Consider the following 23,906-nt stretch of genomic DNA (forward strand, 5'->3'; position numbering starts at 1 on the left):
GGCAGGATAACAATAAGCAGCCGCGGATACCCAAACGACATGATTGTCCTGAAAAATATTTCGAAAGTGTTCACGCCAGGCCGGCTATCCATTACTGCGGTTGATAATGTCAATTTGACCGTGGAGCAGGGACAGATTTACGGAATTATTGGCTACAGCGGTGCCGGGAAAAGCACCCTGATTCGTCTGCTCAACGGGCTGGAAAAACCAACCACGGGCAGCGTGACCATCAACGGTCATGATATTACTGCCGCTCGCGGCGAATCGCTGCGCCAGGCGCGCCTGAAAATCAGCATGGTCTTCCAGCATTTTAATCTGCTGTGGTCGCGCACCGTGCGCGACAACATCGCCTTTTCAATGCAAATCGCCGGTGCGCCAAAAGCAAAAATTCAGGCTCGCGTGGCGGAACTGATTGAACTGGTAGGGTTGACGGGGCGCGAAAATGCCTTTCCGTCACAGCTGAGCGGCGGGCAAAAGCAGCGCGTGGGGATTGCACGCGCGCTGGCCAACAGCCCGGATGTATTGCTGTGCGATGAAGCCACGTCGGCGCTGGACCCGCAAACAACCGATCAAATTCTTGATCTGCTACTTGATATCAACCGCCGCTTCCAACTGACGATTGTGTTGATCACCCATGAAATGCACGTGGTGCGCAAAATCTGCGATCGTGTGGCAGTGATGGAGAACGGTCAGGTGGTGGAAGAGGGCGACGTCTTGAGCGTCTTCACGCATCCGCAACAGCCGATTACCCGGCAGTTTGTCCGCCAGGTGGGACAGTATGCTGATGAAGAAGCCTTTAACCCACAACTGGCGAGCGAACTGGGCGGCACGGTAATTAAATTAACCTTTACCGGGCACAGCACGCATCAGCCGATCGTTGGCGAACTGACCCTGCGCTACGGTCTGCCATTCAATATCCTGCACGGCAAAATGACCCAGACGGCGCATGGCGTGTTCGGCCAGCTGTGGCTGCACGTGGTGGCGTCGGAAGAGCAACTCAATAACATTCTGGACGACCTGCAAAAAAGCGGCATTGACGGTGAGGTGATTCAACATGGCTGAGAATCTGTTTCCCCATCTGAAATGGGATCAACTGTTTGCCGCTACCCAGGAGACGCTGTACATGACCGCGCTCTCCGGGATTGCGACCTTTGTTCTCGGTATCGTCCTCGGACTGGCGCTGTTTCTTACCGCACGCGGCGGGCTGTTCCAGAACCGTGCGCTGTACAGCGGCATTTCGCTGGTGGTGAATATTTTCCGCTCGATCCCGTTCATTATTTTGATCGTCTTACTGATCCCGTTTACCAAAGCGATTGTCGGCACCATTCTTGGCGCGAATGCCGCCTTACCGGCGCTAATTGTCGGTGCCGCGCCATTCTACGCGCGCCTGGTTGAGATCGCCCTGCGCGAAGTGGATAAGGGCGTCATTGAAGCCACACGTTCAATGGGCGCTCGTCTCAGCACCTTAATTTTTCGGGTTTTGTTACCTGAATCGTCACCCGCTCTGGTGTCCGGTATCACCGTGACGCTGATTGCGCTGGTCAGTTACAGCGCGATGGCTGGGGTGATCGGGGCAGGTGGTTTAGGGAATCTGGCTTATCTGGAAGGATTCCAGCGCAACCACAACGACGTCACGCTGGTGGCGACAGTGACCATTCTGGTTATCGTCTTCATTATCCAGTTCTGCGGCGATGTGATCACTTCTCTGTTAGATAAACGCTAATAAAATACGGAAACCATTATCATGAAAAAATCACTGACACTTCTCGCCGCAGCCACCTTAAGTGCCCTGAGCTTCGCCTCCTGGGCGGACACGTTGACCGTGGGCGCGTCTAACGTACCGCATGCCGAAATCCTCGAACAGGCCAAACCGATCCTGGCGAAACAGGGGATCGATCTGGAGATTCAACCGTTCCAGGACTACATCCTGCCGAACACCGCGCTGGCGGGCCGTGAGATTGATGCCAACTACTTCCAGCATATTCCCTATCTGAACAGCGTGCTGAAAGACCATGCCGGGGATAAGACCTACGATTTTGTCAGTGCGGGCGCCATCCACATTGAGCCTATCGGCATCTATTCGAAAAAAGTTAAATCACTGAAGGATCTGCCGGAAGGCGGCAAAATCATCATGCGTGATGCGGTGTCGGAAGAGGGGCGTATTCTGTCTATCTTCGAGAAAGAGGGCGTAATCAAACTGAAGCCGGGCGTGGACAAAGTGACCGCACGCATCAGCGACATCGTGGATAACCCGAAGAAGCTGAAGTTCCTGCCTAACGTGGAAGCCGCGCTGTTGCCGCAAATGTACAACAACGATGAAGGTGATGCGGTGGTGATTAACGCCAACTACGCTATCGACGCTGGTCTGGATCCGGTACACGACCCGATCGCGGTGGAAAGCGGTGAGAACAACCCGTATGCCAACATCATTACTGTGCATCGTGGCGACGAGAAGAAAAAGGATATCGTCGCACTGGTTGACGTCCTGCACTCAAAAGAGATTCAGGAGTGGATCCGCACCAAATACAAAGGTGCGGTCATTCCGGTGAATAACTGATCCGTTTTTGCCGGGAGACGGCTTCGCCTTACCCGGCCTACGTTGTCCTGTAGGCCGGGTAAAACGCGCGAGCATTGCCATCCGGGCAAGTGTCAGACCCGCTCAATTCTTGCTGGCAGCCCCTGACGGACCGCGGCGCCGGACACCCAGTCCAGCCAGGTGTTACTGATTTTTCGCGTCGGATCGGCAAATCCCAGGTCATTCAGGTTAATCCCCGATTTCACTTTCGCATCAAACGGCAGCGGTTCACCGTCCAGCGTGTGTTGCGCGCCGCCCATCTCCCGATGCCCATAGCCGTGCTCGATCGCGATGACTCCAGGCATTACGCCGTGCAGCAAACTAATTTGCGCCTCAACCTGTCCACCCGGTGTGGTGATCCGCACCGTGTCGCCATGGGAAAGCCCGAAACGCTGACCGTCCTGCGGGTTCAACGCCACCAGATTGACCGGCTTAACGTGGTGCAAACGTGGGATTACCGCAGACGCACTGGCCATGGTATTGGACTTAAACGAGATAAGTTTGAGCGGCCACTGTGCCAGCGGGAACAGGTCGTCCACCGAACGTCCGTCAGAGAGTCTTGCCGGATACCACGCCGGACAGCCGCTGTAGCGCTCGCCAGTGATAGCATGACGATGAGCGGCAACCTCGGCGTTCCAGATTTGCAGCGGTTTTTCCCACGCGTTGCCGACCCGGTTTTCGGCCCGTCCGCTCTTGTCCGGTGCGAAACGCCCGCCGCGTGAGTAGATAAACGCCACCCGACGCACTTCTTCTGCCTTTAGCGTCTGCTCAATGACGGGCATAATGCGGCGGACGCCTGTGAGTTCAATATCTTCCGTTACCGCTTCGGCGACCGGGGCCTTCCCCATAAACGCGATATTGGCGGCAACGCGCAAATAGTAGTCTTCGGCACGGTTGAGCGGATAATGGTTCCCTGCGCTGTCGGATATCGCATTGTCGCCAAACCCCGGCAGATGCAGTTGCTTTGCCACCGCGATGCAGAATGCCTCCATCGAAACCGGCTGACCGTCGGCGGTTGTGGCGGTGGCAGCGGTAACAATCGGCCAGCGAGCGGTGGTAGCTTTACTGGCGACGCCAGCCCACGGCGCGCTGAATCCCCAGCTTTCGAAATTATGCGTGTCCGGTACGATGTAATCCGCAAGGGCCGTTGTTTCGTTCATATACGCGTCGATGGCAATAAACAGCGGCAACCGTGCCGGATCTTTCAGCTTTTCTTCGGCCACCGCGCGCAAACCGGGTATGCCATACAAGGGATTGGTCATGTTGGAGATCCACGCTTTAAGCGGGTACGGATACCCTTCCAGCGCGGAACTCAGCAACTCAGTCAGTTGACCGGCGACAAACGGATACCACGGTGCTTTGGCCGGGAAGGGGGAACGCCCGGCGGCGACCTTGTCACGGTACTCTTCAGAAGATTCATACGCCGTTTTGCTTCGCGCGATGCTCAGCCCTTTAGGCTTCACTTTTCCTTGAAAACTCGCCATGTTGTAGCGTGGGCCGTCCGTTGCGCCGTTGAATTTTCCGCCGCCGACAAAGACGCCGCCTTCCAGACTGAGGTTGCCGATCAGCGCGTTCAGCATCATCACCGCCCACGCATTATAGAAACCATTTCCTGCCATCATGCCGCCGTGGGTGACGACCGCCGCTTTACGTCCGTGACGGGTAAAGGCATCCGCCAGCGCGATGATGTTGTCCTCAGCCACACCGCACTGTTGGCTGTACTGCGTGAGCGTCATTTTTTCCGCCGATTCTTTCAGACACTGGACGCTGCTCTTCACCGTCACGCTACGTCCGTCGGCGAGCGTGACCTGGCGCGTGGCAAACAGCGTGGCGTGCAGACAATCACTGGCGGGGACCAGCTCGTTGTGTTCATTAACAACCAGTGGATCATTGGCCGCGGAAGGGTCCAGATGGCGACGCGTTAAGTGCTGTCCCGCCAGTCCGGGAAGATCGTCGGCGATCACCAGATGCGTGGCGTTGGTCCAGCTCTTCTCGTCAGCGTGTTGCATGGCCTTTGCGCCGGGCAGCGCCAGATAATCGGCGTTGTAGCGTTGGTTTTCGATAATCCAGCGGATCATTGCCATCGCCAGCGCAGAGTCGCTGCCGGGGATCACGGGTAACCAGTGACCGTGATCGTCAGCTAACACGGTGGTTAACGGCAGCGCCGGGGCGACGACCACATAGCTGAAATCACCGCGCAGGCGTGCGCTGGAAAGCTGTCTGGCCTGGCGTTTAAACGGGTTGCCCGACTGTGCGGGCGAGGTGCCCATAAACAGCGCGAACTCGACGTTATCCCAGTCGGGCTTTACGTGGGTGTTTTTATCGAGATCGCCCATCAGCGCGCCGGAACCTGCGCGATAGGCCAGTCCACAATAGGAGCCATGCGCGCCAAAGTTCTTGCTACCGAAACTGTTGAGAGCAAAGCGGCGTAAAAATGTATCTCGCCCATCGTCGCTGGTATTGGTGACCAGAAGCTGGTTGGATTTAGGACCAAACCCCGGATGTTGCGGATCAATGGGGGTCGACGGGGCGTAAATGGCGCGCAGGCCGTCAACGTGACCCTCGCCAAACAGGTCGCCGCCTTCCACCACTTCATTGATCAATTGTTCAAAGCTGATGCGCTGCCATTTACCTTCGCCGCGTTTACCGACGCGTTTCATCGGCTCAAGAATACGCAACGGGCTGTACAGGCCTTCCAGTTGCGTCGCGCCCCTGGCGCAGGCCGTCGAGCGAGCATTAAGACCGTTCTCGCCCGCCAGTTGCGCCATCGCCGTACTGAATGGCACCGACGCGTCAATATGATGCTCATGAGAAAGCGGATGATACGGGTTGCCGGCAATACGTAGCACCCGGTTGGTTTGTTGATCAACGCGTACCCTGACGCCGCACTGTGTCCAGCAACCGAAACATTGGGTCATGGCGATGGTTTGCTGCGTATTCTGCTGCCAGCGCGGGTGCGCGTTGGCTTCCGGGATCAGCGCGTTACCGGTGATGTGGTCGCGGGTGATTTTACCCGAGGTGCCGTTGATCAAGCCGTCAATGGCGCGCTTCGCGACGTCACGATAGCTGAGAGCGAACGTCGCCATACCGCCGACGGCCAGGCCGACTTTGAGCCACTGACGACGGGTTAAATTAGCCATGTTGCAGTCTCCTTGCGAGTCCGTTCACGCTTTCGCGAATAATAATAAGCAGCGCTATCCACAGGCCGAAGGTGCCGAGGATGGCAAGCCAACCGTCGGTTCCGGCGGGCAGGGCGTATGGGTTAAACTGGGCGTTGAATTTCGGCAGCGTCTGCCCCTGAATCAGCAGCGTCCAGCGCATGAGCCAGCATAGCGCCATCGCGCTCAACGCCAGCAGGCTACGCAGAGGCAATGACAGCGGACGACGCAGGGCGATAACGCTAAACAGCAATGAGATCAGCCAGAATGCCAGCCAGCCTGAGGCGTAATGGCGTGCCGATGCGGAGATTGCCAGCCACTGGCGGATGGTCATACCGGAAAGCGTATCGCCGCAGACCCAGAAAATAATGACGGCTGCAAGGGCGAGCAGTGTCAGCAGTTGTCCGAGCGCGAGGCGCTTTTGCGTTGGAAAATCATCGCGCAGCCCGACGATTAACAACGCTAAAAAGGTTTGTAGCGCACTCAGGAACATCACCAGCACAAAGGCATAACTGAACCAGACGGGGCGAGCCTGCACCACAGAGACCTCCCGCCCGGTATAGAGCAACAATCCTATCGCGATCAGCGCGCTGGCACACGCGAACCATTTTGTGACAGCGTAACTTTTACCAGTGAGTTGCCTGTAAACCTGCGCCAGAAACCAGAGTCCGAGGAACGCGGTAAACAGCGGCAAAAACAGGGCGCCCCACGGCATCCATGACCACGGCGTAGGGTACGCATAGAAATGCCAGACACGGGCTGTCTGGTGGAGATCGGCGGTTAGCGCCAGCGGTGCGGTGATTGCGCAGGTTAGCGTAATCAGCAGCGTCAGGTTTTCCAGGGCGGGATTATCCTTTTTCCGCCAGTGCAGGACGGCACCAGACAGCGCCCCGCAGGCGGCAATACCGATGAAAAAGAAATACTGTACTGCCCAGGGAAGCCAACTCACCGCCTGTGGACGGGTCAGCACCTCTTCAATGATTAAGGGTGACATTATCAGACCTCCTGCCAGAGTGCGGGTTGTGCGCGGCCCATCAACGGGGAGACAAACGCCTCATCCAGTCCCAGATAGAAGACATGGGGCACGGTGTTGTTTTCCGGTTTCAACACCTTGATGGTGTCATGATGGGTGCGGATTAATTGCGAAATACGGCTTTGCGGATCGCGGATATCGCCGATGATGCGCGCGCCGCCAACACAGGACTCCACGCAGGCGGGGAGAAGTCCGGCCTCTAAACGATGGACGCAAAACGTGCATTTATCGGCGGTCTGCGTTTCATGATTGATAAAACGGGCGTCATAAGGACACGCCTGCACACAGTAGGCACAACCGACGCAGCGGGTGTTATCGACCACGACGATACCGTCTTCGCGTTGAAAGGTGGCCTGCACCGGACAAACCGGTACGCAGGGCGGATTGTCGCAGTGGTTGCACAGACGCGGTAACAGCACATTGGTCACTTCATCCGCCACCTGGACCTGATACTGATTCACATGGGTACGGAACTCGCCCTGCGGCGTCTGGTTTTCAATCGCGCAACTGACGGTGCAGGCCTGACAGCCGATGCAGCGGCGCAGATCGACAAGCATCGCGTAACGCTGCTGTGTGGAACCACCGCGGCGTTCAGGTGAAAAAGAAAATTTCGCCTGCGCCAGTGGAACCAGCGACGCGCCTGCGGTCAGGACGCCCAGTTGCTGGAGAAACTGCCGTTTACTGCTGTCCATTTTTTCTCCCGTCTCAAGGCAACAACGAAACATTTGTCACGCCGTTGGGTTGCGTGTGATGAATAAAGAATGTCGATGATTTACAGTGTAAAAATCGTGGCGGGGGCAGCTCTATTGTGGTTAACCACATACCCGGCGGGTTGTTGATCTAAAACAACATAATCAACGGGGATAAGGGTGTGAGAGGTAAAAAGGTGATGAGGCTGACGCTGCTGGCGTCGGCCTTAATGTTCAGCGGCGCTTCGCTGGCGGGCGCATGGAATATCGGGATTCTGGCGATGCGGGGTGAGGTCTCCACCCGTAACCACTGGCAGGCGCTGGAAACGCAGCTTAATCAGCAGATTCCCGGAGAACGGTTCCACATTCTGCCGCTGGATCTGCACCAGATGCAGGTGGCGGTCAACAACGCAAGCGTACAATTTGTGGTGACCAACCCAGCACAGTTTGTGCAACTGAACAGCCATTCACCGCTGCGCTGGCTGGCGTCTCTGCGTTCTGCGCGCGGCACGGGGAACGTCATTGGCAGTGCGATCCTTGCCCGGCGCGACAGCGGTATCACCAGCGTGCATGATCTGATCGGTAAAACAGTGGGGGCCATTGATCCTCAGGCGTTCGGCGGCTACCTGCTGGGATACAAAGCGTTGAGCGACGCCGGCCTGCGCCCGGAGCGCGACCTCAACCTGCGTTTTACTGGTTTTCCAGCCGATGCGCTTCTTTATTTACTCCGTGAAAACGCGGTGCAGGCGGTGATTGTTCCGGTCTGCCTGCTGGAAAAAATGGACGAAGAGGGACTGGTTGATAAAACCGATTTTGTCGCGGTGCTCAACCGTCCCGGAAATATTGCCTGTTTAGCCAGTACGCCGCTCTATCCTGACTGGTCGTTTGCCGCGTTGCCTGCGGTCAGTGATGCGCTGGCCGATCGCGTCACCCGCGCGCTGCTGGCTGCACATGACACCTCCGCGTTCCATTGGGGAGCGCCGGCGTCGACCAGCCAGGTGGAGGCGTTACTGCGCGACGTACAGCAGCATCCACAGCAGCGACGCTTATGGCTGGATGTGAAAAGCTGGCTGATACAACATCAGTGGCTGATGGGCGGGACTGCGCTGATCCTGCTTTTGCTGACCCTGAACTACATCTGGGTGATGCTGCTGGTTCGTCGCCGTGGTAAACAACTTGAACGCAACAGCGTCCAGTTGCGCCAGCAGGAGCAGGCGCTGGAAACGGCCAGGCAGATGAGCGTTCTCGGCGAAATGACCTCCGGATTCGCGCACGAACTGAATCAACCGCTGTCGGCTATTCGCCATTACGCGCAGGGCAGCCTGATTCGCCTGCAGTCTCAGGATCCGGCGCACGCGTTACTGCCTGCGCTCGAGCATATCGATCGGCAGGCGCAGCGCGGGGCCGAGACGCTGCGTAATTTGCGGCGCTGGGTGAGTCAGGCTCAGGGAAGCCCGATCCGCACGGAAGAGTGGGAGAACATCAGCATTCGCGAGGCGGTTCAACATGTCTGGCAACTGTTACGCATGGCACAGCAGTTTCCGATGTTAATTTTACACAGCAATATCGATCGCGCGTTGACGATGTTGCTGCCGCCGGTTTTGCTGGAGCAGGTGCTGGCTAATCTGATCCTCAACGCGGCGCAGGCGGGTGCCACCGCGTTGTGGATTGACGCCTCAGCGTCGACACAGGGCGTGCACATGACGTTGCAGGATAATGGCGGCGGTATCAACGATGCCTTATTGCAGCAAGCCTTTCAGCCCTTCAAAACCAGTCGGAAAGAGGGGATGGGACTGGGGCTGGTGATTTGTCAGCGGCTGGTACGTTACGGTCAGGGAGAGATTAACCTGCGAAATCAGACCGCGCCTGACGGGCTGCCTGGCGTGGCGGTTGTACTGGATTTTACTCAACAGGAGGACAGGAGCGGCAATGGCGATAATTCATTTACTGGATGATGATGTGGCGGTCACCGATGCCTGCGCCTTTCTTCTGGAGAGCCTGGGCTATCCGGTCACGTGCTGGGAAGAAGGGGCTGTTTTTCTTGCGCAGGCCGATTTGTATCAGACGGGCGTACTGTTGCTGGATATGCGGATGCCGGTCATGGACGGTAAGCATGTCCATGCGGTGTTGCGCCAGCGCGAAAGTACGCTGGCAGTGGTGTTTCTGACCGGACATGGCGACGTGCCGATGGCCGTCGAGCAGATGAAGCAGGGGGCGGTAGACTTTTTGCAAAAACCGGTCAGCGCCAAACCGCTGCAAACGGCGCTGGAGCGTGCGCTGGTGGTATCGGAACAGGCCGTAGCCCGACAACAGATCATCACCTGTTATCGCGCACTTACGGCAAAAGAACGTGAGTTAGCAGGTTTCGTCGTTAATGGACTGATGAACCGCGAGATTGCGCAGGTGATGAACATCGCGGTACGCACGGTAGAAGTACATCGCGCCAGGGTGATGGAAAAAATGCAGGCGGCAAATCTGGCGGCACTGGTCAACAAATGGCAACAATTGAAAGAAACGCATATCGTTGAATAGTACCGTGAGTTATTTATTTGATTTTCTTTGTTTTTTGTCATCACCTGCAGTCTGATATATGCTGTTTAACTGGACCAGCAATGAGAGACAATAATGGGAAACCTGACAAAAGACGATGAACTGTACCGTGAGATGTGCAGAGTGGTTGGCAAAGTGGTGCTGGAAATGCGCGATCTGGGACAGGAACCCAAACATATCGTGATTGCCGGGGTACTGAGAACCGCACTGGCGAACCAGCGTATTCAGCGTAGCGACCTCGAAAAACAGGCAATGGAAACGGTAATCAAAGCGCTGGCCAGCTAACCGCATTAGGGGATGAACGCATCCCTTATTTCCTGAAACGCGAATTATTCAGGGACAATATTACCGTTATTGGCTAATTCGCTATATTTGTTAATATATCACGACTGCTTTTTAATTTATAGTTGGGAACAATTTCACATTTATTTGTAATCTTGTGGAACAGTGTTTCACTGTCTTTATGATAATAAATATCACTACGCATTTAATATTTCCCTTCCCATTTTTAATTGATAATGATCAAAGTTATACCTACCAATAACTCCCATTATTTATTTCGCCTAACCCTAAAGGATTAGTTTATTTGCGTTAAATTGCGTTATTTATGCAATCCGGTTATGGCAGAACTTCAGCTGTGGGAGGCAACATCAGAGGCTCTGTTTCAGCATAATTAGCATCAGCCTGGGACGTGTTGTCGGCACTGCGTTTGCGAAGAGGATGCAAAATAAATGAACCAGGTTGATCGTCCATTATTAGATACTGGCTTAACGCGGCTGGAATTCCTGCGTATATCAGGAAAAGGCCTGGCAGGGTTAACCATCGCGCCCGCGTTACTGTCGCTTTTTGGCTGTAAGCAAGAAGATATCGATAGCGGCACCGTGGGGTTGATCTCCACGCCGAAAGGGGTGCTGGTAACCCAACGCGCCCGCTGTACCGGTTGCCATCGCTGTGAAATTTCTTGTACCAATTACAATGATGGTGCCGTCGGCACCTTCTTTTCCCGCATTAAAATTCACCGTCATTATTTCTTTGGCGACAAGGGGCCAGGCTCCGGCGGCGGCCTGTATGGCGATCTGAACTACACCCCGGACACCTGTCGTCAGTGCAAAGATCCGCAGTGCATGAAGGTGTGCCCCATTGGGGCGATTACCTGGAGCCAGGAAGACGGTTGCATTGCCGTTGACCACCGACGCTGTATCGGGTGCAGCGCCTGTACTACCGCGTGTCCCTGGATGATGGCCACCGTCAATACCGAAACGAAGAAATCATCAAAATGTGTGTTATGCGGTGAGTGCGCCAGTGCCTGCCCGACCGGGGCATTAAAAATCATCGAGTGGAAAGATATTACTGTTTGAATCTTGCAAAGGAAAACATTATGGCTAACGGTTGGACAGGTAATATTTTACGGGTCAATCTTACAACAGGCGATATTACCCTTGAAGATTCCAGTAAATTTAAAAAATTTGTCGGCGGTATGGGGTTCGGCTACAAAATTATGTACGACGAAGTTCCCGCTGGCACTAAACCCTTTGATGAAGGCAATAAATTAGTTTTTGCGACGGGACCGCTTACCGGATCCGGCGCTCCATGCAGTTCTCGCGTTAATATCACGTCGCTCTCTACATTCACAAAAGGCAATCTGGTTGTCGATGCACATATGGGCGGTTTTTTTGCCGCACAAATGAAATTTGCCGGCTATGACGCCATCATCATTGAAGGCAAGGCGGCATCCCCCGTCTGGCTCAATATTAAAGACGACAAGGTCACGATTGAAAAAGCCGATTTTCTGTGGGGGAAAGGCACCCGTGCAACCACGGAAGAAATTTGCCGGATGACGTCACCAGAAACCTGCGTGGCGGCGATTGGTCAGGCGGGTGAAAACCTCGTGCCGCTCTCTTGTATGCTCAATAGCCGCAACCACAGCGGTGGCGCAGGGACCGGCGCGGTGATGGGGTCGAAAAATCTGAAAGCCATCGCCGTGGAAGGGACCAAAGGCGTCAACATTGCCGATCGCAAAGAGATGAAGCGGTTGAATGATTACATGATGACGGAGCTGATTGGCGCGAATAATAACCATGTTGTGCCCAGCACACCGCAGGCATGGGCGGAATATTCCTCGCCCGCGTCACGCTGGACTGCACGCAAAGGGTTGTTCTGGGGCGCGGCGGAAGGTGGGCCGATCGAGACCGGCGAGATCCCGCCGGGTAATCAGAACACCGTCGGCTTCAGGACCTACAAATCGGTCTTCGATTTAGGTCCGGCAGCGGAAAAGTACACGGTGAAAATGAGCGGCTGCCATTCTTGTCCGATTCGCTGCATGACGCAGATGAACATTCCTCGCGTGAAGGACTTTGGCGTGCCGAGCACCGGCGGGAATACCTGCGTGGCGAACTTCGTCCATACCACCATTTTCCCGAACGGTCCGAAGGACTTTGAAGACAAAGGCGATGGCCGGGTCATCGGCAACCTGGTGGGTCTGAATCTGTTTGATGACTACGGCATCTGGTGTAACTACGGCCAGTTGCACCGCGACTTTACGTATTGCTACAGCAAAGGGGTGTTTAAACGCGTCCTGCCGGCGGAAGAATATGCCCAGATCCGCTGGGATCAACTGGAAGCGGGCGATCCGAATTTCATCAAGGATTTCTATTATCGTCTGGCGCATCGCGTGGGTGAACTTAGCCATCTGGCGGATGGGTCGTATGCCATTGCCGAGCGCTGGCAACTGGGTGATGAATACTGGGCGTATGAAAAAAATAAACTGTGGTCACCGTTTGGTTTTCCGGTTCACCACGCCAACGAAGCCTCGGCGCAGGTGGGGGCCATCACTAACTGCATGTTCAACCGCGATTGTATGACCCACACCCACATCAATTTCATCGGCTCGGGTTTGCCTTTAACACTCCAGCGGGAAGTCGCCGCGGAACTGTTTGGTTCACCAGACGCCTACGATGAAACGAAAAATTACACGCCCATCAACGCGGCAAAAATTAAATATGCCAAATGGACGTTGCTGAAAGTGTGCCTGCATAACGCCGTCACGCTGTGTAACTGGGTCTGGCCGATGACCGTGTCGCCGCTGAAAAGTCGCAACTATCGCGGGGATCTCGATCTGGAAGCCAAATTCTTTCAGGCCGTAACCGGTGATGAAACCACTCAGGCCAGTCTCGATTTAGCCGCAGAACGTATTTTCACTCTACATCGCGCCTACACGGTGAAACTGATGCAGACCAACGATATGCGCAATGCGCACGATCTGATCTGCTCGTGGGTGTTTGATAAGGATCCGAAGATTCCGGTCTTTAGCGAAGGCACCGACAAGATGGACCGCGACGATATGCGTGAATCCCTGACGCTGTTTTATAAAGAGATGGGCTGGCACCCTGAATTGGGCTGCCCGACGCGTGAGACGTTGAATCGACTCGGCCTGGAAGATGTCGCCGATGACCTGGCCGCGCAGAATCTGTTGCCGGCGTAAGGAAATAAAATGAGCCAACCAGAGGAAGTGAGCCAACTTATCGCGCCGGATGTCGATCTCGAAAAGCGGCAGTGGTTGCAGGGGCGACATGAGCCGATAGCCTGCGCGGATGAACAGGCGGTAGCAGAAAGCCCTGCTGAGATTATGGCGGATTTTATCCGCCAGCATTCGGCGAACGGCCAGCTTGTCGCGCGCGAGCTGTTCTTGCAGCCGCCGTACTCCGTAGAAGAGGCGGCGCTCACACCGCTACTGGACACGCTCAAAGAGGGGCTCGCCGGCGAGGATATCGCCTGTGTGCAGGGCTCTCAGGATGAATATTACTACTCAACCCAGACCATGACCGCCAACTATGCCGGCATGTGTGTTCAGGTGGTGGAAAAGGATATCTGTCGGGCAATCGCACTGGCGGTGCGCTTTGACTGTCAGACCTATCCGCGTCCGTACAAAATCGCCATGCTGGAACAATCGCCTTACGGTTTCGCGCCTGAGCAGATAGAAGCCGCGCTGGCCGCGATTGAAACGCACCCCGACTATGCCGATATTCGCCCGGTCTCGTCGTCGAACGACGTGCCGTATTTATTCAGCGAACGCTTTATGAGTTACGGCAAAGCATACGGCTTGTGCGAATGGCTGGAAGTTGAGCAGTTTCAGAATCCCTGAATTCATGGAAAGCGTGGACGAGCGCGACCACAGCATTAGAGGATAACAAGATGTCCTTCACTCGACGAAAATTTGTGCTTGGCATGGGAACGGTCATTTTCTTCAGCGGACCCGGCCAGACGCTGCTGGCGAAGACAACAGCCAGCGGCCCCGTTCGTTACGTCATGATCCATGATGAATCGCGATGTAATGGCTGTAACATCTGTACCCGCGCCTGTCGCAAAACGAATCATGTTCCCGCGCAGGGAAGTCGCCTGTCGATTGCGCATATTCCCGTTTCAGATAATGACAACGAGACGCTGTATCACTACTTCCGTCAGTCCTGCCAGCACTGCGATGATGCCCCCTGCATTGAGGTTTGCCCGACCGGTGCGTCGTGGCGCGATGAGAACGGGATCGTTCGTGTCGACAGTTCGCGCTGCATTGGCTGTAGTTACTGCATCGGCGCGTGCCCCTATCAGGTGCGTTACCTGAATCCGCAAACCAAAGTGGCGGACAAATGCGATTTTTGCGCCGAGTCGCGACTGGCAAAAGGTTTTCCGCCCATTTGCGTGACCGCCTGCCCGGAACATGCGCTGCTGTTTGGACGCGAAGACAGCCCGGACATCCAGCGTTGGCTACAGGAAAATAACTATTACCAGTATCAACTTCCGGGCGCGGGCAAGCCCCATCTGTATCGTCGGTTCGGTCAACATTTGATTAAAAAGGATAATGTATGAACGCGTCGCAGAATGCTGAACAGTTCCAGGCCCAACTGGCAAATTATGTGCCGGTATTTTCTCCCGAGTATTGGCCCGTCTGGCTGGTGATCGCCGGACTTCTGCTGGTGGCGATGTGGCTGGTGCTGGGGTTACACGCCTGGCTTCGCTTTCGCGCGGCCAACAAGGCAGCCGCCGGGCATGGTGAGAAGGTTTACCTGTATTCTCGCGCGGTACGCTTGTGGCACTGGTCGAATGCCTTGCTGTTTCTACTCCTGCTCGGTAGCGGGCTAATCAACCATTTCTCTCTGGTCAGCGCGGCGGTAATGAAAAGCTTGCTGACGGTGCACGAAGTCTGCGGATTTTTGCTGCTGGCGTGCTGGGTCGGTTTCGTGCTGATCAATGCGTTGGGGGGGAACGGTCATCATTACATTATCCGTCCCCAGGGTTGGGTGGCGCGAGCGATGAAACAGACCCGTTTCTATCTGTTTGGCATTATGCAGGGGGAAGCGCATCCGTTCCCGGCAACACCGCGTTCGAAGTTTAATCCGTTACAGCAGGCGGCCTATGTCGTGGTGATGTACGGATTGTTGCCATTGTTGCTGCTGAGCGGATTGTTGGCGCTCTATCCGCAGGTCGTGGGCGATCTGTTCCCCGGCGTACGCTACTGGTTGTTGCAGGCGCATTTTGCGCTGGCAATCATCAGCCTGTTCTTTATTTTTGGTCACCTCTACCTGTGCACTACGGGCCGCACGCCTGGCGAAACGTTCCGCTGCATGGTCGATGGCTATCACCGGCATTAACGTATGCTGATCACGCGAGAAGATATACGCAACTGGCGGGTTGGCGCGGTGATGTACCGCTGGTTTCTGCGCCGTTTTCCTGAAGGCGGCAACTACGCTGATGTGCATCGGGCGTTGAGTCGCGAAGGTTATCTCGACTGGGCGAACAGCCTGGTGGAATACGCCTGGTCGCGCTGGCTGGATGAAGAAAATTTTGCCCGCCAGGATATCTCCGCCATGTCGCGACTGGCGCGGCCAGATATCTCAATGGGCGATCAGCAGGTGGCGAACGCGGGTGATAACGCGAATCTGGGCTGTGCGGGTGATAACATGAAGATCGCCAGCGCAGGCTATGCGTCACAAATTGCCAGTGCGGGATACTGCGTGCGCATTGGCAGCGTTGGCTACAACAGCCATATCAGCAGTTCCGGGGATCGCGCGCGGCTGGCCGCCGCAGGAAATTCCACGCGAATCAGCAGCGCCGGTAACGGAACGCGGATCGCCAGCAGCGGGATGCGTGTGCGGGTGAGTTCGCTCGGTGAAAGAAATCATGTCGCCAGTAACGGTGACCTGAGCCAGATAGTGAGCTTTGGCGCCAATGCGAAAATCGCTAACAGCGGCGATAATGTGCATATCATCTGTAACGGCGATAACGCGATCGTTGCCAGTACCGGGGTGGTGGATTCCGTCGTGCTGGGACCGGGCGGCTGCGCGGCGCTGGCGTATCATGACGGCAAACGCATGCGTTTCGCCGTCGCGGTTGAAGGTGAAGCCGGGATCCGCGCCGGCGTGAAATACCGACTCGACGACGCGCACCAGTTTGTTGAGTGCTGATCGTTCAACGAAGCGCAAACCCTCGCCGGGTCGCTTTCTCCAGCCCGTAGCAAAGCAGATAGTAGACCAGGCCTGTAAAGATGAAGATAGCCGCCGGGTAAATCTGTTCCCGGCTGTTAACCTGTCCCGCCACCGTCGTCAGTTCCGGCACGTTGACGATAAACGCCAGCGATGTGTCCTTCAGCAGACCAATGCATATCCCGGTCAGGGAGGGAAGGATATGGCGTAACACCTGCGGTAGCAGAACCCTTCTTAATGCCTGAACAGGGCTAAAACCCTGCGCCACTGCCGCATCATATTGTCCGGCGGGTAGTGCGTTGAGTCCCGCGTACACAGAATGCATCACCGACGCAGCGGTAAACCAGGCCAGCGCCAGCGTCACCGTTGCCGCACCGGGCAGATCGCTGCCGGTAAGCATAGGGAGCAGATACCACATCCAGAAAATAACGAAGATCAGTGGTATCCCGCGTATGAGCTCTGCCCAGATGAATAATCCCTTACGGATAACGCCCGGAAAACGCCAGGCGAGAGCGGCAAGGGCAATACCGGCAGGTAAGGCCAGCACCGCCGCACCCAGCGCCATCATCAGGGTCAACAATACACCGCCAGGTTGACCGTCGGCCAGTCGTCCCCACAGAAGATAATCCAGATTGTCGGTTATCACCGCAATATTAGCGATCATGCTGGGGACTCCTGAACCGGAACCGGCGGAGTTGCGGCTTTTTTTCCAGTCGGGGGGCGGGCCCCAGATGGGTCAACAGCAGACCGAACGTCACGCCGGTGAACAGATAAAGCGCAGTGCCCACGGCAAAGGCCTCCAGCGCATGGGCGTTGTAGCTTTCAATCTGGCGAACCTGGTAGGTCAGTTCCGCAAAGCCAATCCCGCTGGCTAATGACGATAGTTTCATCAGGTTGAGATATTGCCCCACCACCGGTTGCCAGGCATTGGTTAGTCCCTGCGGCAGCAGGATATGGCGGAAGGTCTGCCATGAGGAAAATCCCTGTGAGATCGCGGCTTCGCGTTGCCCGGCGGAGACTGCCTGTAACCCGGAGGCGACCTCTTCGACCAGGAATGCGGAGGTAAAGACGCCGAGTCCCCACGCTGAGCAAAGAAACTCGGGGGTCAGCCACCAGACGTTGCCGGGCAGGATTGACCAGCCATGCTCTGCGTTGACAAAAGCAATAAAACTGCGCGGCAGCAGGTTCCAGCCAGCGAAGTACCAGAACAGCAACTGGACCAGCAGCGGGGTGTTACGAAACAGCGATACCCAACCAGCCACCAGGCGACGGCCCATGCGATGGCCGGAAAGACGAAGGGCTAACAGCAAGATGGCCAACAGCGTGGCGAGGAAAATGCCTGCGGCGCTGACCCACAGCGTGGTGAGAAATCCGGAGAGGATCCATTGCAGGGGCAGGCCGGTGAGCACTCCCTGCCAGTCCATTGACGGCATTATCGTGATAACTCCTGATGCAACGGATCCAGCACTTTTTGCAGAAAACGCTGGGTGCGCGGGTGCTGCGGCCGGGTAAAAAAGGCCTCCGGGGAGGCGATTTCGAGAATATCGCCGCCGTCGATAAACACCACCCGGTCGGCGATTTCACGGGCAAAATGCATCTCGTGGGTGACCACAATCATTGTAATACCGCTGTGCGCCAGACGTTTCATGACCTGTAACACCTCACCGATCATTTCCGGATCGAGTGCAGAGGTGGGCTCATCAAACAGGAGAATTTGCGGCGAAGAGGCCAGCGCGCGGGCAATCGCCACCCGCTGCTGTTGACCGCCGGAAAGCTGTGCCGGATAAGCGCCAGCCTTCTCTTCCAGCCCAACCTGTTCCAGCAGGGCATAAGCGCGTTGTGTGGCGTCGGTTTTATTCCAGCCGTGGACGTACTCCAGCGCGAGGGTGATATTCTGCTGCGCCGTCAGATGGGCATACAGATTGAACTGCTGGAATACAAAACCAATGCGGCTACGCAACTGTCGCAGCGCGGCCCCCATAAGTTGACCGACCGGTTTGTCATCAATAAAGATATCGCCGCCACTCAATGATTCCAGTTGGTTAATCAGGCGGATCAGGGTCGATTTCCCCGATCCCGAGGGGCCAAGAATAGTCACAACTTCACCGGGTTCGACGGTGAGACTGACGCCGTTGAGTACCCGGTGATCGCCGTACGCTTTCACCACGTCGCGTAACTCAACTCGCGCCTGGCGCAATGTGTGGAAATCCGCAGCTCCGGCTGCGGACGGGGTGAATAAACCAGCCAGCATCTTATCTGGCCTCAATTTTAAAGGCGCGCGGCTGCGGATTTTTCGTTTCCGGGCCAAACCAGACATCATAAATTTTGCCTGCCTGCCCACTGGATTCGAGTCGCAATAATTCATCGTTAACCGCTTTCAACAACGCCGGTTCGCCTTTCTTCACGCCCACGCCGATTTCCTCTTTGCTGAGTAAATCCGGCAGGATTTTAAACTGCGCTTTGTCCGGTGCGCCACTGAGCAAACCCGCCAGGATAGTGGAGTCCTGAGTGATAGCCTGCACGTTGCCGTTGCGCAGGGCAGTTAACGCCAGCGGGATATCGTCATAGGCCAGCACGCGGGATTGCGGGAACCGCTGATGTAGCGCCTGCTCACCGGTGGTTCCTTTCACTGCGCCAATGCGTGCGCGGCTGTACTCATCCAGCTTATCGGGTGACGAGGCAGGCACCAGGAATTGCTGACCGGTGACAAAGTAGGGCACAGAGAAGTCGATGACCTGGGCGCGCTCGGGGGTGATCGTAATATCAGCGACGATCAGATCGGCTTTCCCCGATTGCAGCAGCGGAATACGGTTAGCGGGATTGGTGGCGACCAGTTCCAGTTTCACACCCAGCGATGCTGCCAGCGCCTGAGCGAAATCAACATCGTAACCCACGATCTGATGGGTTTTCGCATCGACGGAGCCAAACGGCGGGTTAGCGTCAAACGTCGCAACCTTGACCACGCCTGCGGCCTTGATATCAGCGAGTTGATCGGCCTGCGCCTGAATGCTCAAAAAACTCGTGGCGAGCATGACGCCGAGGGCGAGAATCGTTTTTTTCGTACGTTGTGTTTTCGTTGCCATCATTTTCTTTGATATCCCTGAAATTATTGGTTTGTCCTTTTACGCTCCCACAACCCGAACCCGCAGCAAAAGAAGAAAAAAATCTTATTTATATGCAAAAAGTTATTAGTGAACAGTGTGTTAACGAAGGGTTACTAACGAACAAAAACAGATAACGGTGCGCAGAATTCGCATTTCATTTTTTGTGCGGTTTGCGCTGCAATGAAAAGCACCTGACAAAACAGAGGAGCCGGAGATGGAGAAGGTAAACATGCAGATGGCGCGTCGTTGGATGCGAGTTGCCATCACGCCAAAGTGGACCCGACAGCCCGGTGCAGAGGTCAATCTGCAGCGCGTTGTGGAGTCCATTCTTCCTGTCGCCAGCCTGTACGGCGTGGACATTGCTAACATTGACCCGGAGTGGTTTCGTGATCAAACAACACGCTGAACACCGTCGGATGCGCGAGGTGTACTGGAATGAAATCTGCACTCACCACGGAGATGCAAAGGAAATAAAAGACGTTGAAGGAACTACCGCGCAGAACTGCGCGGTAGGCTGAAACAAATCAGATTTTGCAGGCGTCGCCGCAGTCATCATCGGCAATCACCGATTCTGCTTTTTTGTCCGCATCGTCCAGACGTTCAGCGTTACGTTCCTGCGCCTCTTCCAGTCCGTTAAAGACCAGATTATCGAGATCAATTTCCATTATTCACCTTTCTTCGCTCGTTTTTGACTTCCGACAAGTATAGAGCAAATAGGAATCTGGATGCATCCACAATGCGTGCGGCGTTAGCGATCGTAAATCGATAAACGTCTGCGCAGGCGGGAAGCCGGTTTTGATACTGCCCTGGCCATCGCGTTGCCAATTTCCTGGCAGGCGACGAGTCCCTGGATAAAGGGCCGATCGTGCATTAAATAGGGCAAGGCACCAAAGGCAATTCGTCCGCGAACGTTCTCTGGTGCCTGAAGCGTGTAATCATCGCCAACGTCCGGAATTGCATCTCCACACGACAGTAATTGCTGGCGTAATCGCGGGAACGGTAAGTCTTTGGTCTTCAGGGGTTTTTGGCCACGTGCATCGATGAATACGTCAAAGGACAGGCGATCGTTGTGCGTCGTAATCTCAGTGCGATCCGCTTTTATCTCCTTCCTGTAATCCTGTCCCAGCGTGAGAATGCGCAGAATACCGGCTGCGTGCAACGCCAGCATTCGGCGAACTGACTCTGAGGGGATCGCCGCATAATTATCAATAAATACGCGAGCGAGACCGATGTTAAATCGTTCACTATCCTGTTCATTCAGGTGCGTAACGATCTCCTGAACCTTTTCATGTAAACGCAGCAAGGTATAGCGCCAGGCAACGGTGTGTTTGTTACGCTTATTCTCGTCGACCTCTTTCAGATTTGCGGCCGCCCATTCGAACGGATCGCTGCGCGCTCTGTCGGCAAACACCGCGACGGGAAAGCTATCCGCATCCAGTGAGGAGAGCGACATTTGCCTGGCCCATTTGGGATCGGCTAAGGCGAGTTCTTGCTGCATCAGTCTAAAAACGCGATCGAGGAGTTCTGTTGAACCGGCAGCGATTTCGCGCTGAATAGCCTCATCGGTAACGTACTCCAGCGGTTCATAGGGTATAGGACAATAGAAGTCGGCTTCCGGCAAAATGCCGGAACGGGACATCAGCGTAATCTCCAGCGCTTCACTGCCTTTATTCAGTGTGAAATTGACCTGATGTTCCTCTGTTTCGTGAAAGGTTCCATGCTGTACCGCAACCGCCATTGCGGCATCCAGAGCGCTCAATGAGGTTCCAAGAATGCCCACTTTGGCGGCGGGCACGTCCGCGTCCATCAAGCCGGACCAGGGGCTGGGATAAAATGCGTGCGTGGATTCGTCATCGTCCGGCCAGACGTGTCCCGTGGCAATCACTGCTAAGTCGACATGCAGCGGCTCCGTGTGTTGATCGGTCCAGAGTTGTACGCCAGTGGACACAGCTGAGACATCCGTGACTTCACAGGATTCGTACAATCTCACCTTAAATCCTCGATTTTCTGCGTGGTGGACGGCCTGCAAAAACTGCGCGCGAAAATAGTCGCCGAGCAGAATGCGTGGCAGAAACTGACGCTGGTGCAGCGTTTCTTTCTTAACGGCAAACTGTGCAAGGTACTGCGCTTCCTGGGTTTGCAACCACTCAAGCCAGGTGTCAAAAAGAGGTGGGACCTCAATACTGGCAATATTTGCCAACATCATTGGACTATTATCAGAATGGGTGTAAGGCATACCAATTCCTGCCCGGTTTCCGCGTTCAAAAACGACGATCTCCAGTGGCTGCTCCTCTTTTAGTAATGAGAAAAAGGTATAGACGCCTGTGGGGCCAGCTCCGATAATCGCGATTTTTTTCATACTCCTGTCCGTCCTGTTATTTTTATTTTGCCGCTGGGATTGCGGTTACATCATGTCAGTGTAGTTGAGGAAGGCCCGGATGTTTCGGTCTGGAATCGCTTACGTGCCTGACGAGCGGTGTCCTCTGCCATACTTAACGGTGTTTATTGTGAGGAAAGGAGTGACGATGATAACGCTGTGTAAAGCCTGTGGCACCTCATACGATAACCACCACGGCAACGTTAAACGTTGTAAAATCTGCGACGATGAGCGGCAATATATCCCTGTATCCGGGCAGGCCTGGATGGACTTTGATGAGCTCATCGCCAGCCATACCAATAAGTGGCAGCAGCATACGCCGCAACTTTTCAGTCTGAAAACGGTTCCTTCCTTTGCCATAAACCAGCGGGCGTTTCTGCTCAGGACGCCGGTGGGAAATATCCTTTGGGATTGCGTTGCGAATCTGGATCCGGCAACCCGAACGCTCATCCGCGCTATGGGGGGATTGAGCGCCATCGCGATTTCGCATCCTCATTACTACACCACCATGCAGGACTGGGCGGAGGCGTTTGACGCTCCCGTCTGGCTCCACGCGGCTGACAGGGACTGGATCATGCGCGACAGCCCCTGGATTCGGCTATGGGAAGGGGAAGAACACAACGTGCTTCCTGGCGTCAGCTTATTGCGTCTGGGCGGCCATTTTGCGGGGGGAACGGTTCTGTATCTGGAGGAGGGGGAAGGGACGATCCTCGCCGGAGATATCTTGCAGGTCACTCCCGGTGCTGACGCGGTGTCGTTTATGTGGAGCTATCCGAACATGTTGCCGCTGTCATCGAAAACCGTCGGTGGGATCATCCAGCGGTTAAACACGGTGACGTTTTCCAGTCTGTACGGGGCATTTGAAGGGCAGAATATTACCCACAATGCCAGTCAAATCGTGCAACGCTCGGGGGAAAAATATCTCTCCAGCCTGGCGTCACGTTAAATCCGCAGAGGGGGAAAATCCCCCTCTGCGGCATTATTAACCCACTCTGGCGTTGTTGATTTTGCTCAACGGAATATTCACGTCAAACACTTTCGCGATGACTTCGTCAACGCCAAGGTTTTTTAAACGCGCGGTATGTTTATCCAGATAAGCCAGCGCGGTCTCCTCGCTTTCGAAAAGATAGATCCCTCCCGCTTCCTTGTTTTGCTCACTCTCCGTCCACACCTTCCAGATAAATCCCGGCTCCTGGTTAATCGACTCCGCCAGACCACGCAGTTGCTCAGCCATTTCTGCGCCAAATGGGCCAGTAAAAGCGAAGTGAAGTTGTAACAATTTCGGCATATCCATTCTCCATTCAACGACGTAATGATCATTCACAGTGACAATGAACTGAACTCTTCTCCCTGACACTATGTCGGGGAGTGTACCAGAATCAGGGCGCGCAAACCCCATTCATGCTGCAGTGGAGGTCATGGCAAGCGAGGAGTGAAAGTAGTTAATAAGCTGCATCAATACAACACGGTTAATGGGAAGGTAAGCGAAGACTTCCCCCACACCCGCAAGTCAGGAATATGAATCAATGAATGGGTAATTTATTGATTTTTATTACGCGAAACTGAGTGATGAGAAATAATACCAGAGAAAAATAGGAGAGCAGGGAAAGAGAACAGGCACCCTATCACCAGGCGGTGAAATGGTGCGTCCGAGTGGACTCGAACCACCGACCCCCACCATGTCAAGGTGGTGCTCTAACCAACTGAGCTACGGACGCAAAATGGTGCGTTCAATTGGACTCGAACCAACGACCCCCACCATGTCAAGGTGGTGCTCTAACCAACTGAGCTATGAACGCAACGTTGTGTGTGACAACGGGGACGAATATTAGCGGCAGAGCCGGGAGGTGGCAAGAGGGAAATGGTAATTTTCTTCCGGATTTCACTCGATTGCGGAGGAAGTGCGCAAAATGTCGAGAGAATAGCCGCCAGCTGGCGGCTATCGTC

Annotated in this window: 24 protein-coding genes and 2 tRNA genes; 14 read left to right on the forward strand and 12 right to left on the reverse strand. The window is 55.1% G+C overall.

The window, feature by feature from the left end; all coding sequences use genetic code 11:
* Positions 1 to 39 precede the first annotated feature (39 nt).
* The 3 genes from AOY24_RS11400 to AOY24_RS11410 are packed head-to-tail and all read left to right on the forward strand — an operon-like array spanning position 40 to position 2,557.
* A complete protein-coding gene (locus AOY24_RS11400; protein ID WP_054176649.1) occupies positions 40 to 1,062 on the forward strand; it encodes a methionine ABC transporter ATP-binding protein in 1,023 nt (340 codons plus the stop codon).
* Entirely contained in the window at positions 1,055 to 1,723 is a 669-nt protein-coding gene (locus tag AOY24_RS11405; protein ID WP_054176650.1) for a methionine ABC transporter permease, read from the forward strand. Before AOY24_RS11400 ends, AOY24_RS11405 begins: the two co-directional genes overlap by 8 nt.
* A 21-nt stretch (positions 1,724 to 1,744) precedes the next feature.
* Positions 1,745 to 2,557, forward strand: coding sequence for a MetQ/NlpA family ABC transporter substrate-binding protein (locus AOY24_RS11410; RefSeq protein ID WP_054176651.1), 813 nt, complete (start codon positions 1,745 to 1,747; stop codon positions 2,555 to 2,557).
* A 92-nt stretch (positions 2,558 to 2,649) separates the two neighbouring features.
* Here AOY24_RS11410 and ttrA read toward each other — a convergent pair whose 3' ends face one another.
* From ttrA to ttrB, 3 genes are read right to left on the reverse strand one after another with little or no spacing between them, the layout of a single operon-like run.
* On the reverse strand, positions 2,650 to 5,715 hold the full coding sequence (gene ttrA, locus AOY24_RS11415) for a tetrathionate reductase subunit TtrA (protein ID WP_054176652.1): 3,066 nt from the start codon (positions 5,713 to 5,715) through the stop codon (positions 2,650 to 2,652).
* Complete coding sequence (gene ttrC, locus AOY24_RS11420) at positions 5,708 to 6,730, reverse strand: tetrathionate reductase subunit TtrC (RefSeq protein ID WP_152967198.1); 1,023 nt, start codon at positions 6,728 to 6,730, stop codon at positions 5,708 to 5,710. The genes ttrA and ttrC overlap by 8 nt, the downstream gene beginning before the upstream one ends.
* On the reverse strand, positions 6,730 to 7,458 hold the full coding sequence (gene ttrB / locus AOY24_RS11425) for a tetrathionate reductase subunit TtrB (RefSeq protein ID WP_054176654.1): 729 nt from the start codon (positions 7,456 to 7,458) through the stop codon (positions 6,730 to 6,732). Before ttrB ends, ttrC begins: the two co-directional genes overlap by 1 nt.
* A gap of 179 nt (positions 7,459 to 7,637) precedes the next feature.
* Here ttrB and ttrS point away from each other — a divergent pair, with 179 nt between their 5' ends.
* From ttrS to ydhT, 9 genes are all read left to right on the forward strand, one after another.
* The gene (gene ttrS / locus AOY24_RS11430) at positions 7,638 to 9,410 is read left to right on the forward strand and encodes a tetrathionate respiration histidine kinase TtrS (protein WP_200906162.1); all 1,773 of its coding nucleotides are present in this window, start codon (positions 7,638 to 7,640) and stop codon (positions 9,408 to 9,410) included.
* Positions 9,385 to 9,987 carry a tetrathionate respiration response regulator TtrR gene (ttrR, locus tag AOY24_RS11435; RefSeq protein WP_054176656.1) on the forward strand — a complete coding sequence of 201 codons (603 nt, stop codon included), beginning with the start codon at positions 9,385 to 9,387 and terminating at the stop codon, positions 9,985 to 9,987. The genes ttrS and ttrR overlap by 26 nt, the downstream gene beginning before the upstream one ends.
* Before the next feature lie 93 nt (positions 9,988 to 10,080).
* On the forward strand, positions 10,081 to 10,290 hold the full coding sequence (gene fumD, locus AOY24_RS11440; RefSeq protein WP_044254724.1) for a fumarate hydratase FumD: 210 nt from the start codon (positions 10,081 to 10,083) through the stop codon (positions 10,288 to 10,290).
* 446 nt (positions 10,291 to 10,736) lie between these two features.
* Positions 10,737 to 11,363, forward strand: coding sequence for a ferredoxin-like protein (locus AOY24_RS11445; RefSeq protein ID WP_043000829.1), 627 nt, complete (start codon positions 10,737 to 10,739; stop codon positions 11,361 to 11,363).
* 20 nt (positions 11,364 to 11,383) lie between these two features.
* Complete coding sequence (locus tag AOY24_RS11450) at positions 11,384 to 13,486, forward strand: aldehyde ferredoxin oxidoreductase (protein WP_043000828.1); 2,103 nt, start codon at positions 11,384 to 11,386, stop codon at positions 13,484 to 13,486.
* Positions 13,487 to 13,495: 9 nt separating this feature from the next.
* The gene (locus tag AOY24_RS11455; RefSeq protein ID WP_044254721.1) at positions 13,496 to 14,146 is read left to right on the forward strand and encodes a YdhW family putative oxidoreductase system protein; all 651 of its coding nucleotides are present in this window, start codon (positions 13,496 to 13,498) and stop codon (positions 14,144 to 14,146) included.
* A gap of 50 nt (positions 14,147 to 14,196) precedes the next feature.
* The gene (locus tag AOY24_RS11460) at positions 14,197 to 14,865 is read left to right on the forward strand and encodes a 4Fe-4S dicluster domain-containing protein (RefSeq protein WP_044326967.1); all 669 of its coding nucleotides are present in this window, start codon (positions 14,197 to 14,199) and stop codon (positions 14,863 to 14,865) included.
* Positions 14,862 to 15,647: a thiosulfate reductase cytochrome B subunit gene (gene phsC, locus AOY24_RS11465; protein WP_054176657.1), complete on the forward strand. Its 786-nt coding sequence runs from the start codon at positions 14,862 to 14,864 to the stop codon at positions 15,645 to 15,647. Before AOY24_RS11460 ends, phsC begins: the two co-directional genes overlap by 4 nt.
* 3 nt (positions 15,648 to 15,650) lie before the next feature.
* Positions 15,651 to 16,460 (forward strand): protein YdhT, encoded by an 810-nt coding sequence (ydhT, locus tag AOY24_RS11470; RefSeq protein WP_043000826.1) that lies wholly within the window; start codon positions 15,651 to 15,653, stop codon positions 16,458 to 16,460.
* A 4-nt stretch (positions 16,461 to 16,464) separates the two neighbouring features.
* Here the strand turns inward: ydhT and AOY24_RS11475 are convergent, their stop codons facing one another.
* Genes AOY24_RS11475 through AOY24_RS11490 form a run of 4 tightly spaced genes read right to left on the reverse strand, consistent with a single transcriptional unit; the run spans position 16,465 to position 19,564 of the window.
* Entirely contained in the window at positions 16,465 to 17,142 is a 678-nt protein-coding gene (locus AOY24_RS11475; RefSeq protein ID WP_043000825.1) for an amino acid ABC transporter permease, read from the reverse strand.
* Positions 17,132 to 17,914, reverse strand: coding sequence for an amino acid ABC transporter permease (locus tag AOY24_RS11480; RefSeq protein WP_161804584.1), 783 nt, complete (start codon positions 17,912 to 17,914; stop codon positions 17,132 to 17,134). Before AOY24_RS11480 ends, AOY24_RS11475 begins: the two co-directional genes overlap by 11 nt.
* Entirely contained in the window at positions 17,911 to 18,729 is an 819-nt protein-coding gene (locus AOY24_RS11485; protein ID WP_054176659.1) for an amino acid ABC transporter ATP-binding protein, read from the reverse strand. The genes AOY24_RS11480 and AOY24_RS11485 overlap by 4 nt, the downstream gene beginning before the upstream one ends.
* 1 nt (position 18,730) lies before the next feature.
* On the reverse strand, positions 18,731 to 19,564 hold the full coding sequence (locus AOY24_RS11490) for an ABC transporter substrate-binding protein (RefSeq protein ID WP_043000822.1): 834 nt from the start codon (positions 19,562 to 19,564) through the stop codon (positions 18,731 to 18,733).
* A gap of 232 nt (positions 19,565 to 19,796) precedes the next feature.
* Between AOY24_RS11490 and AOY24_RS25265 the strand changes: the two genes are divergently transcribed.
* Positions 19,797 to 19,988, forward strand: coding sequence for a hypothetical protein (locus tag AOY24_RS25265; protein ID WP_044254704.1), 192 nt, complete (start codon positions 19,797 to 19,799; stop codon positions 19,986 to 19,988).
* 118 nt (positions 19,989 to 20,106) lie between these two features.
* Here the strand turns inward: AOY24_RS25265 and AOY24_RS24920 are convergent, their stop codons facing one another.
* Together AOY24_RS24920 and AOY24_RS11500 are read right to left on the reverse strand one after the other, a co-directional pair.
* Complete coding sequence (locus tag AOY24_RS24920; RefSeq protein ID WP_090050030.1) at positions 20,107 to 20,247, reverse strand: hypothetical protein; 141 nt, start codon at positions 20,245 to 20,247, stop codon at positions 20,107 to 20,109.
* A gap of 83 nt (positions 20,248 to 20,330) precedes the next feature.
* Positions 20,331 to 21,941 (reverse strand): FAD-NAD(P)-binding protein, encoded by a 1,611-nt coding sequence (locus tag AOY24_RS11500; RefSeq protein ID WP_054176660.1) that lies wholly within the window; start codon positions 21,939 to 21,941, stop codon positions 20,331 to 20,333.
* Between the two features lie 166 nt (positions 21,942 to 22,107).
* On the opposite strand from AOY24_RS11500, the gene AOY24_RS11505 reads away from it, so the two are divergent.
* Positions 22,108 to 22,905, forward strand: a complete 798-nt coding sequence (locus tag AOY24_RS11505) for an MBL fold metallo-hydrolase (RefSeq protein WP_043000819.1) — start codon at positions 22,108 to 22,110, stop codon at positions 22,903 to 22,905.
* 36 nt (positions 22,906 to 22,941) lie between these two features.
* On the opposite strand, the gene AOY24_RS11510 is transcribed toward AOY24_RS11505, so the two are convergent.
* From AOY24_RS11510 to AOY24_RS11520, 3 genes are all read right to left on the reverse strand, one after another.
* A complete protein-coding gene (locus tag AOY24_RS11510) occupies positions 22,942 to 23,247 on the reverse strand; it encodes a monooxygenase (protein ID WP_043000818.1) in 306 nt (101 codons plus the stop codon).
* Between the two features lie 353 nt (positions 23,248 to 23,600).
* Positions 23,601 to 23,677: transfer RNA gene (locus AOY24_RS11515), tRNA-Val, on the reverse strand.
* A gap of 4 nt (positions 23,678 to 23,681) precedes the next feature.
* Positions 23,682 to 23,758, reverse strand: a tRNA-Val gene (locus AOY24_RS11520).
* Positions 23,759 to 23,906 lie beyond the last annotated feature (148 nt).

This window comes from Citrobacter sp. CtB7.12, from assembly GCF_001297795.1.
GTDB classification, from domain to species: Bacteria; Pseudomonadota; Gammaproteobacteria; order Enterobacterales; family Enterobacteriaceae; genus Citrobacter_A; species Citrobacter_A amalonaticus.